The sequence below is a fragment of the Schinkia azotoformans LMG 9581 genome (assembly GCF_000307855.1).
Lineage (GTDB): Bacteria > Bacillota > Bacilli > Bacillales > Bacillaceae_J > Schinkia > Schinkia azotoformans.
In genome coordinates this window covers 1-3,462 of sequence record NZ_AJLR01000001.1, presented here as the reverse complement: position 1 = coordinate 3,462, position 3,462 = coordinate 1, and the positions used below count along the sequence as shown (strand labels likewise).

The 3,462-nt window shown below is 34.9% G+C and carries 1 protein-coding gene; it reads left to right on the top strand.

Translation table 11 applies throughout. The features are described from left to right. Positions 1-139: 139 nt before the first annotated feature. A complete protein-coding gene (locus BAZO_RS00005; protein WP_003329150.1) occupies positions 140-2,749 on the top strand; it encodes a DEAD/DEAH box helicase family protein in 2,610 nt (869 codons plus the stop codon). The last annotated feature ends 713 nt before the right edge of the window (positions 2,750-3,462 follow it).

Below are 3,462 nucleotides of genomic sequence, written 5' to 3'. Positions count from 1 at the left end.
TTGGTTAATCAACACTCGTGGTATAGTCCAATATTTATTTGAATTCCGATGTCATATTTCGACAACTTATTATTACTTATAATAATAAAATTAGATTAAATGTCGTAAAAGAAATTAAAATGAAGAAAGGAGTAATGTTATGGATAGAAAAAAATTTGAATTTGTTAAGCCAAAGGTTGGGAAGTCAGTTGAAAAAGATCCTGAATCTATTTTTAGAGAATTACAGATACCTAACATTAAGGGTTTATGGTCGCAACAAGCTGATATTTTACGGGAGTATTATAATAACTTTAAAACAAATCCAGATGTTGCAATTGAGCTACCAACGGGAACTGGCAAAACGCTTATCGGTTTATTAATTGCCGAATATAGGAGAAGGTGCCATCAAGAACGTGTACTCTACTTATGTCCAACTAAACAATTAGCAAAACAAGTTCATTCAAAAGCAAAAGAATATGGCTTACCCGTAAGTCTGCTTATAGGTTCACAGAACAAATATTCAGAGGAAGAGTACGGAAATTATATAATGAGCAAATCTGTTGGTATTACTACATACAGTGCAATCTTTAACACTAACCCTTTTAGAATGGATGATGCGAATACCATTCTATTAGATGATGCACATTCTGCAGAAAATTATATTTCATCACTTTGGACAGTAGATATAAAAAGAAAGCAAAATAAGGAAGTTTTTGAGAGCATCATTGAATTATTCAAGGGGGATATATCAGAATACAATTATACAAGAATCATGAGTGATGATACCGAATATTATAAGCCGATTTATGATCTTATCCCTTATCCTAAATATCTTGAAAAACTACCTCAATTAATCGAATTACTGGATGCTAATATCACTGAATGTGGTAATGCCAAACATCCGTGGTCTAAAATAAATGAAAACCTAGAAATGTGTCAAATGTTCTTCTCCTGGGGAGAAATTAATATAAGGCCGTTGATTCCACCTACGAAAACTCATGTAGCTTTTAGTAATGCGAAACAAAGGATATATATGTCAGCAACACTGGGAGATGGCGGGGAGCTTGAAAGGATTACAGGGGTAAGGAAAATAGGTAAAATTCCAATCCCTAAGGGTTGGGATAAGTATAGTAACGGAAGAAGACTGATTCTTTTTCCAAATAGAATTTTTAATCCTGACGATTCTCTAAAAGTAGCGTTTGGTGCAATTCAAAATCAAGAAAGAGCGTTGGTGCTTTGCCCGGACAACCGTACTGCCCAGTTTTTCATTTCAAAGATGGAACAAGAATTGCCTGAATATACAGTTTTGCAGTCATCTGATATAGAAGACAGTTTGGTTCCCTTCTCATCAAGGGAAAAAGTTGTACTTGTATTAACCAATAGATATGATGGAATAGATTTATCAGGGGACATCTGTCGCTTACAAATTGTGTTTGGAATGCCCGAGGCAACAAATTTGCAAGAGGGATTTTTGTGGAATAGATTAAACGCAAACGCTGTTCTGAGTGAGTTAGTGAAAACTAGGATTACTCAGGCACTTGGAAGATGCACTCGCTCAAATGATGACTTTGCAAATGTTATCATGCTTGATCCTAATTTATTGAAGTTTTGTACAAGGCGAGAGAATTTAGTTGGGTTTCATCCAGAAATACAAGCGGAAATTGAGTTTGGACTTAGTAACTCGGAAAAGATAGAATCAGTTACCGAGATGATTGAATTCATGAACGACTTTATAACCGATAAAGAATACTTTTCTGCTATAAATGACGCAATAACAGAAATTCGTGAGGAGTATGAAAAAAGACCTAAGGCAGAGGTTCAAAAACTTACGCTAAGTGTTGAAAACGAAGTTGATTTTATGTATGCACTTTGGAAAAGGGAATTAGATAGAGCTCTTGAAAAAGCAAAATTAATTCTAGAAAATTTAAGCGGCGGCAAGGAACTTGATGGTTACCGTGCGTGGTGGTACTACAACGCAGGTAATGCAGCATACTTAGCTAAAAGAATCATTCCGACTGATCCAAATCTCGACAGAAATTATTATTCATCAGCATTACGGATGTCAAATGGCATTTCATGGATGGCTGATTTGATTCATTCTGTTCCTACAGATGATGACGTTCCACGAATTGACCCCTACCTTGTGGCACAAACAGATAACATTGAAAAGGTTTTAAATGATTTGGGGCTATTCGGAGTTATGTTTGAAAGAGACATGAAGTTGTTGTTGTCTTTAATTAACAACGACGAAGCCAAAAAGTTTGAAAAAGGCTTGGAGCATCTAGGAAGGATACTCGGCTTTGACGCTTTTCTGCCAAAAGGGGATGCTGCTCCAGATGGAGTTTGGAGCATAAGGGATAAGTTTTTTGGGTTTGAGGCCAAGACAGAAGAAGCCCCGGAAGATCCGGTATATAGTGACGCGTGCAGACAGACAGATGGTCATAAGAAGTGGATATGTGAGAATGTTCCTTTACCAGACGGAGCAACAGTCGAGACTGCCATGATAAGCCATAAAAATACAATCCGTAATGATGCCTTGCCTCAATCAAGAGGTTTATTCCATATCAATACCTCAGACATTAGAGAGTTAGCATTAAAAGCAACTAGTGTATTAAGAAGAATTCGTTCAGTTTTAGCGAAGGATCAGGGGCCAAATCTTTTCCATAAGGAGCATATCAGTAACTTTATTACTGCGGAAAAGTTGTCTTACCGTGATGTTGAGGAATTTCTTAAAACAAAGTCCCTTGATGAATTGGAACAATGTAAATAAATTTTTTAATAGCTGTAAGAAGAGTCGCCTTTTTCGACGACTTTTTATTTCTGACTTAATAAAACTTTTTGAGCAATAATTAAAAGGCATATAAAAAAGTAATGTTGTAACTTTTTGAGGTAAACTCTTACCCCTTATCAATGATTGGTACAAAGGATAGCAGAGGTAGTAAATTCTAACCTTAATCAAATGATCTTAAAACTGTAATTATCGCCACCAAAATGTGCCACTAATGATATAATTTGCACCAATAACCGATAACGCATTTACCACTGAGTGATAGACTCTTTACCGATATTTTCCTCCAGTAAAATTAATGAACATACCTAACGGTATGACAATTTTTATATAGGAGTTATGTTTTTGATCCATTATTAATAGATTTTGAATTATATGATGTTCAAATTAGTTTGAGGGGCATCTCTACGAGTACCGGATACTGGATACTCCCGTAAAAAATTAACAGGTGTCATTAATTCTGAAATGTAAGAATGGTTGTGTTAGTTATACTTGGAAATGAAAAGAAAAATGGATTAAAAAATCGCAATTCCTTTAGTGAATAATATACGCCAATTCACTAAAAAATGATTGAACACAATTCATTTAAATATCAAGTTTGTACTAAATTATTTATCTGGTTTGGTAAAATAAAACTAAAGTTTGTGAAGATTTACACTTAAAGTAACCTGCTTCATATATACAGTATCGGTAAA